Source organism: Telmatospirillum sp. J64-1, assembly GCF_006980715.1.
GTDB lineage: Bacteria > Pseudomonadota > Alphaproteobacteria > Rhodospirillales > Magnetospirillaceae > Oleiliquidispirillum > Oleiliquidispirillum nitrogeniifigens.
Window position 1 is genome coordinate 103223 of the sequence record NZ_SBHN01000015.1, and the last position, 7048, is coordinate 110270.

Genomic DNA, 7048 nt, shown 5'->3' on the forward strand with positions numbered 1-7048 from the left:
AGGAAAAGACAGTGTCCATCATCGTGACCGGTGCGGCAGGCTTCATCGGCTTTCACACCGCCAAGCGGTTGCTCGAGCGCGGCGAGCGGGTCATCGGGGTGGACAATGTCAACGACTACTACGATCCGTCCCTGAAGGAAGCGCGGCTGGCCGTGCTGCGGGAATACGAGGGCTTCTCCTTCTACCGCATCGACATTGCCGACCGCGCGGCGATGGACGAGATGCTGGCGCGGTATGACGACATCAGCGATATCGTCCATCTCGCCGCCCAGGCCGGGGTGCGCTATTCGCTGATCAATCCCTATGCCTACAGCCATGCCAATCTCGAAGGCCATCTGGTGATGCTGGAAGTGGCGCGGCGGCTAAAGCCGCGTCACTTCGTCTATGCCAGTTCGTCCTCGGTCTACGGTGCCAACAAGACCTTGCCCTTCTCGGTCGAGGACAGGGTGGACAACCCCATCTCGCTCTATGCCGCCACCAAGAAGGCGAACGAGCTGATGAGCCACACCTACAGCCATCTCTACCGCATTCCTTCGACCGGCTTGCGCTTCTTCACCGTCTACGGCCCCTGGGGGCGGCCCGACATGGCGGCCTTCCTGTTCACCAGGGCGATCATGGCCGGCCAGCCGATCAAGGTGTTCAATCACGGCCGGATGCGCCGCGACTTCACCTATATCGACGACATCGTCTCGGGCGTCATCGGCGTCCTGGTCAAGCCGCCGGCGGATGACGGCGAGACCCCTCCCTACCGCCTCTACAATATCGGCAACAACCGTTCGGAGGACCTGATGCGCTTCATCGGCCTGATCGAGCGGGAGCTGGGCCGCAAGGCGCAATACGAGATGCTGCCCATGCAGCCCGGCGACGTGCCGGAAACCTATGCCGATATCGAGGCCCTGGCGCGCGATGTCGGCTATGCCCCGACCACCTCCATCGACGAAGGCATTCCGCGCTTCGTGTCCTGGTATCGGGATTATCACGGAGTGTGACGCCCGTGCCCGCCGAGGATGGAGGACAGGCCCGGCCTTGTGTCCGTCCGGCCGAGGGTTATGTGTAGTCTGCCATGAGAAATTTGCACGGAAATCTCGTAGATTGGCGTGATACCCGTGGGGTTGTCTGTTTTTCTTCCTTATGCTAGGCAGGGCCATGATCAGTCGGCTGAAATCGCTATTGCTGGGAACGAGCGCGGATACGCCCGACAAGGGGCATGACAGCGTGCAGCTTGCGGCTGCCGCCGTGCTGGTGGAGGCGGCCATGATGGATGGTCGCATCAAGGATGCGGAGAAGGCCCACATCCACAGCCTGATGCGCGAGCGGTTCAAACTGACCGATGAAGAGGCGGATGAGCTGGTGGCTTCGGCCATAGAGGCGATGCAGGAATCCAGCCAGCTTCTGCCCTTCACGCGCACCATCAAGGACAATTTCGATTACGAGCAGCGGATCGAGATCATTGAAATGCTGTGGGAGGTGGCCTATGCCGACGGCCAGCTCCACGACTACGAGAGCAACCTGGCCCGTCGCGTCAGCGGCCTCATCTACGTGACCGACCAGGATAGCGGGGCGGCCCGCAAGCGCGCCATGGCCCGTCTCGGCCTGAACGACGGCACGCTGGGCTGACGCCGCCACGCATCTTCCCCCAGGAGACCATCATGGCCTATATCGTTACCGAGAACTGCATCAAGTGCAAATATACCGACTGCGTCGAGGTCTGCCCGGTCGATTGCTTCTACGAAGGCGAGAACATGCTCGTCATCAATCCGGACGAGTGCATCGATTGCGGCGTCTGCGAGCCTGAATGCCCGGCCGAGGCCATCCTGCCCGATTCCGAGGAACTGGCCCAGAAATGGGCCGAGATGAACCGGGAATATTCGCTGAAGTGGCCGAACATCACCCGCCGCAAGGACGCGCCGGCCGATGCCGACGAATGGAAGGGCCGCCCCGACAAGGCCAAGCTACTGAGCGAGAAGCCCGGCAGCTGAGGCCGGTGCCGGTTTCCCCGGCGCCTTTCCTGGCGAGTCTCCGGCACCCGGCGGCTTCCTGACCACGTGGATTAGTCTTCCGCGCCGAAGGGAAAGCCAGCCGGGTGCTTGTTTTTCTCCTGTCTTTCACATACGCCTCGTGCTATAAGAAGCAGTCCGCCGAAATGCGTCCGGCGGACTTACCTTTCGGCAGCCGCCATGCATAAGGCGGCCCGATTCATACGGGACAAGACAAGTTCACTATCGGCCCGTTCCAACAGACGGTGCCGTAACCCGTGTTTGCACCACGCCGCGATAGGCGGTATGGCGGGTCAGAGCGCCCAAAGCCTCTCTTTCTCGAAGGATGAGTGATAAGATGTCGAGCGACCTTACCTTTACTGCCGGTGACTACGTGGTCTATCCGACCCATGGGGTGGGCCAGGTCACCGCGATCGAACAGCAGCAGATCGCGGGCATGGAAGTAAAGCTGTTCGTCATTTCTTTTGATCGTGATCGCATGACGCTGCGTGTTCCGATCAGCAAGGCGCACAAGTCCGGTCTGCGCCGCCTGTCTTCCTCTTCCGTCATGGAACAGGCGCTGTCCACCCTGAAGGGCCGGGCCCGCGTCAAGCGGACCATGTGGAGCCGCCGCGCCCAGGAATACGAAGCCAAGATCAATTCCGGCGACCCCATCGCCATCGCCGAAGTGGTGCGCGACCTGCACCGCAATGCCAACCAGCCCGACCAGTCCTATAGCGAAAGGCAGATCTACGAAGCTGCCCTGGAGCGTCTGGCGGCCGAATTGGCGGCTGTCGAGTCGATCGACGCCGATGCTGCAACGCAAAAGCTGGAAAAGCTTCTCTTCGCTGCGTAATCTGGTATGTGGGGCGGCTCATCCTGGGCCGCCACGCCACTTCTTGGAATAACGCACGCATCCATAATGACGGCCACCCAGAACATTTTCGCATCATTGCGGGCAAATACGCGTGTCTGGGCGGTCGCCGCCATTCATGGGCAAGTGGACCGCCTGCGTGCGCTGCATGACAAGCTGAGCGGGGAATTGGCCCTGGGCGACCAGATCGTCTATTTGGGCAATTTCCTGGGCCACGGCCCCGCCGTGCGCGAAACCGTCGAGGAATTGCTGCTGTTCCGCCGGGCTGTCATGGCCCGCACCTGCGAGGACGGTGCCTCGCTGGTCTATCTGCGCGGCCAGCAGGAAGAGATGTGGCAGAAGCTGCTTCAGCTTCAATTCGCTCCCAATCCATCGGAAGTGCTGCAATGGCTGGCCGATAACGGCATCGAGGCCACCGTCAACGCCTATGGCGGACGCCTGCGGGAAGGCTTCACCTATATCCGCGACGGCGTTTTGCCGCTGACCCGCTGGACCAGCAGCCTGCGCCAGTCCATGCGCCAGCATGACGGCCACACCCAACTGATGAGCGTGTTGCGCCACGCCGCCTATACCGAGGACGGCCGCCTGCTTCTGGTCAGCGCGGGTATCGATCCGCGCCGCCCGCTCGAGGATCAGGGCGACGCCTTCTGGTGGGGCAGTGGCGGCTTCGTCGAACTGGCCGAATCCTATAGTGGCTTCGGCTGTGTCGTGCGCGGCTTCGACCGCGCCCATTCCGGCCCGGCTTTCGGCTCCGTCTCCGCGACGCTGGATGCCGGTTGCGGCTTCGGCGGCCCTCTGGTCGCCGCCGCCTTCGACCCCGACGGCAGCGTGGGCACGGTCATCGAGGCGTGAGGAATCGTCGCATGCTTCGAGACGCCGCTTCGCGGCTCCTCAGCATGAGGGATACCTTGCTGATATAAATAAAGAATTAGCCTCACCCTGAGGAGGCCCGTAGGGCCGTCTCGAAGGGTGCGGCGGACCAACCCTGTCCGCGCCTCGTGCGTCAGAGTTGACGCACGAGGCGGGTCCTCTCACCCTCCCGGATATTGGTTTTCCTTCAGAAAACGCGCCAGATGGACGGCGTTGCGCGCGGCCATGGCCGAGGTGCTGACGATCGCTTCGGGCGTCTGCGGCAGGTCCTTGAAATCCTTGGCCTGCATGGCTTCGCCGACCCAGTAGCAGACGGCGCTGGCGGGAATGGTGAAGCCGACATCGTTCAGCGCCTGGAAGAGTTCCGCCGAGACGTGATGGGCGCCGTCCTCGTTGCCGACCACGGCCACCAGGGCGACGCGCGGATAGGAGGGCATGCGCCCCTGGTCGTCGGTTTCGCCCAGGAAGGCGTCCATGCGCTCCAGCACGCGCTTGCAGATGCTCGACGGCTGGCCCAGCCAGATGGGCGTGCCCAGGACCAGGATATCGGCCTCCATGATCCGGCGGCGGATCTCGGGCCAGTCGTCGCCCGGTCCTTCATCCGAGGACACGCCCGGCTTGATGTTGTAGTCGGCCACGCGGATGACCGCGCTTTCCACCCCGAACTTCGCCAGATCCCCCAGCATCAGCCGCAGCATGTGGTCGGTGGAAGAGGGGGATTTGTCCGAGGTCTTGAGGGTGCAGTTCAGGGCAAGGGCTGTCAGGGACATGGCGCCGCTCCGTTGAATGCTTTTTCCGTCAACGGAGCGGCGTCCGCCTTGTTCCCTCTTACGTCACGCCGTGCTTGCGCAGCAGGCGGCGGAAGCGGTGGTAGTCGAGGCCCAGGCGCTGGGCGGCTTCCTTCTGGTTGAAGCGCGCCTTTTCCAGGGCTTGGCGCAGCAGGCCGCCGGCAAAGCGGTCGAGGGCGGCGTCGAAATCCGCTGTTTCCGGCTCCGGCGGGGGCGGGGGGCTGGCCGCCGGAGGTGCCGGACGGGAGGTGCCGAAGGGATCGAGGAGGACGGAGGAAACGGGGGCGTCCGGTTCCTCGTTCAGGGCGACGGCTCGTTCGGCCACGTTCTTGAGTTCCCGCACATTGCCCGGCCAGGAATGGCCGAGAAGCTGGTCCAGGGCGGCGGGAGTGAAGCCGGCGAAATAGGGGCGGCCCAGTTCGCGGGTCATGGCGCGGGCGAAATGCTCGGCCAGCAGCAGGATGTCCTCCGGGCGCTCGCGCAGGGGCGGCAGGGTGACGACGGCGAAGGACAGGCGGTCGAGAAGGTCGGCGCGGAATTCGCCCGCCGCCGCCATGGCCGGGAGATCGGCGTTGGTGGCGCAGATCAGGCGCACGTCGACGCGCTGGGTGATGCTCGACCCCAGCCGCTCGAACTCGCCGTATTCGACCAGCCGCAGCACCTTTTCCTGCACGGCGGGTGCCATGGTGCCGATCTCGTCGAGGAACAGCGTGCCGCCATGGGCGGCCTCGAAACGACCGGCGCGGCGGCGGGTGGCGCCGGTGAAGGCCCCGGCTTCGTGGCCGAACAGCTCGGCATCCAGCAGGCTTTCGCTCAAGGCGGCACAGTTGACCTTGACGAAGGGGCTGTCCCAGCGTTGCGAAAGGTAATGCAGCCGGGCGGCGACCAATTCCTTGCCGGTGCCGCGCTCGCCGATCACCACCACCGGCCGGGGCACCGGAGCCAGCGCCGAAACCCGTTCCAGCATGGCGAGGAAAGAGGGCGATTCACCCAGCAAGGGCGGCGGGGCGGGGATGTCGGAATCCGCTTCAAGATCGATCATTTCGCCAAATTATGACGAAAACCGCCACTCCTCAAGAGGGAGAATCGGCGGAATCCGGGCGATTCGGAATTGGCACGCTGCCTGCAATCAAGAAGGCCGAGAGTTTTGCCGATCCCTGGAGAGAGAGCCGACATGAGCATCTTTTCGCGCCTGAGCGACATCATCAACTCGAACATCAATTCCATGCTCGACCGGGCCAAGAACCCCGAGAAGATCATCCGCCTGATCATCCAGGAGATGGAAGACACCCTGGTCGAGGTCCGCTCCAACTCGGTGCGCTTCATCGCCGAGAAGAAGGAGATCGAGCGCCGCATGAAGCAGCTCGAAGGCGAGCGCGACGAATGGCAGCGCAAGGCCGAACTGGCCCTGCAGAAGGACCGCGAGGACCTCGCCCGCGGCGCGCTGTCGGCCAAGGCCCGCGTCGTCGAGACCCTGGAGGCGCTGGCCCAGGAACATGCCCAGATCGAGGAAAGCTTGGCGAAGCAGAGCGAGGACCTAGCCCAGCTCCAGGCCAAGCTGGCCGATGCCAAGGCCCGCGAGAAGGCCCTGGCCACCCGTCATTCGGTCGCCTCGTCGCGGCTGAAGATGCGCGGCCATATCCATGACGACCGCATCACCGACGCCTTCGCCCGCTTCGAGCAGGTGGAACGCAGCCTGGACGAACTGGAAGGCAAGGTGGACAGCTTCGACCTGGGCCGCCGCCGTTCGCTGAAGGAAGAATTCGTCGAACTGGAAGCCGATGCGGCGGTCGAGGACGAACTGGCTCGCCTGAAGAGCCGCGTGAAGGGCGGCGGCTCCATCACTAGCGGGGACTGATCATGGAATTCGTCGTGTTCTTCCTCGGCTTTCTGGCGCTTGCGGTGGTGGCGCCGATCGCCCTCATCGGCCACTACATCGTCCGCTGGCGGTCCATCCGCACGCTGTCGGCAGAGGAGGAGCGCACCATGACGGAACTGCTGGGCACCGCCGACCGCCTGCGCGAGCGTGTGGCCAATCTGGAACGCATCCTTGATGCGGAAGCCCCTGGCTGGAGGAAAGACGCATGACCAGCGATCTCCGCTTTCGCCTCTATCGCCGCCCCGAGGACGGCTGGGTCGCCGGTGTCTGCGCCGGTCTGGCCGAATATCTGGGAATCGACGTCAGGCTGGCCCGCCTCGGCTGGTTCCTGGGTCTGGTCTTCTTCACCCTGCCCAGCCTGCTGGCCTATCTGGCTTTGGCGGCGTTCCTGCGCCGCCGTCCGCCGGAAGGATTCGGCTCGCCCCGGGAGGAGGCCTTGCGCCGTGCCGTCCATCTCGGCCCCCAGGCCGCCCTGCGCGAGGCCAAGGGCAAGCTCCAGGACACCGAGGAACGTCTGAAGCGCCTGGAAGAGGCCGTGCTGTCGGAAGACTTCCAGCTCCGCCGCAAGTTCCGCGACCTGTAGCCCATACCTTCTTTCATGCGTTATGCCCGCCCTGGCGGGCATCCATACCGTCGCCTTTCAGGGCCGCTATGGGTTCCC

At 64.1% G+C, this 7048-nt stretch carries 10 protein-coding genes; 8 read left to right on the forward strand and 2 right to left on the reverse strand.

The annotated features are described in order from the left end of the window. The first annotated feature begins 11 nt into the window (after positions 1-11). From EPD66_RS14995 to EPD66_RS15015, 5 genes are all read left to right on the forward strand, one after another. Positions 12-989 (forward strand): NAD-dependent epimerase, encoded by a 978-nt coding sequence (locus EPD66_RS14995; protein WP_142849327.1) that lies wholly within the window; start codon positions 12-14, stop codon positions 987-989. A gap of 157 nt (positions 990-1146) precedes the next feature. Beyond that, positions 1147-1617, forward strand: coding sequence for a TerB family tellurite resistance protein (locus EPD66_RS15000; protein WP_185961434.1), 471 nt, complete (start codon positions 1147-1149; stop codon positions 1615-1617). Between the two features lie 32 nt (positions 1618-1649). Beyond that, positions 1650-1979, forward strand: a complete 330-nt coding sequence (gene fdxA / locus EPD66_RS15005; protein WP_142849329.1) for a ferredoxin FdxA — start codon at positions 1650-1652, stop codon at positions 1977-1979. Positions 1980-2334: 355 nt separating this feature from the next. Continuing rightward, on the forward strand, positions 2335-2832 hold the full coding sequence (locus tag EPD66_RS15010) for a CarD family transcriptional regulator (RefSeq protein ID WP_142849330.1): 498 nt from the start codon (positions 2335-2337) through the stop codon (positions 2830-2832). Between the two features lie 96 nt (positions 2833-2928). Beyond that, positions 2929-3702: a hypothetical protein gene (locus tag EPD66_RS15015; protein WP_255448510.1), complete on the forward strand. Its 774-nt coding sequence runs from the start codon at positions 2929-2931 to the stop codon at positions 3700-3702. 179 nt (positions 3703-3881) lie between these two features. On the opposite strand, the gene EPD66_RS15020 is transcribed toward EPD66_RS15015, so the two are convergent. After that, the gene (locus EPD66_RS15020; RefSeq protein ID WP_142849332.1) at positions 3882-4490 is read right to left on the reverse strand and encodes a flavodoxin family protein; all 609 of its coding nucleotides are present in this window, start codon (positions 4488-4490) and stop codon (positions 3882-3884) included. Between the two features lie 58 nt (positions 4491-4548). Continuing rightward, on the reverse strand, positions 4549-5550 hold the full coding sequence (pspF, locus tag EPD66_RS15025; RefSeq protein WP_142849333.1) for a phage shock protein operon transcriptional activator: 1002 nt from the start codon (positions 5548-5550) through the stop codon (positions 4549-4551). 132 nt (positions 5551-5682) lie between these two features. On the opposite strand from pspF, the gene pspA reads away from it, so the two are divergent. The 3 genes from pspA to EPD66_RS15040 are packed head-to-tail and all read left to right on the forward strand — an operon-like array spanning position 5683 to position 6970. After that, the gene (gene pspA / locus EPD66_RS15030; protein WP_221930991.1) at positions 5683-6366 is read left to right on the forward strand and encodes a phage shock protein PspA; all 684 of its coding nucleotides are present in this window, start codon (positions 5683-5685) and stop codon (positions 6364-6366) included. Between the two features lie 2 nt (positions 6367-6368). Further along, positions 6369-6596, forward strand: coding sequence for an envelope stress response membrane protein PspB (gene pspB / locus EPD66_RS15035; protein ID WP_142849334.1), 228 nt, complete (start codon positions 6369-6371; stop codon positions 6594-6596). After that, on the forward strand, positions 6593-6970 hold the full coding sequence (locus EPD66_RS15040; protein ID WP_142849335.1) for a PspC domain-containing protein: 378 nt from the start codon (positions 6593-6595) through the stop codon (positions 6968-6970). The genes pspB and EPD66_RS15040 overlap by 4 nt, the downstream gene beginning before the upstream one ends. Positions 6971-7048: the final 78 nt, after the last annotated feature.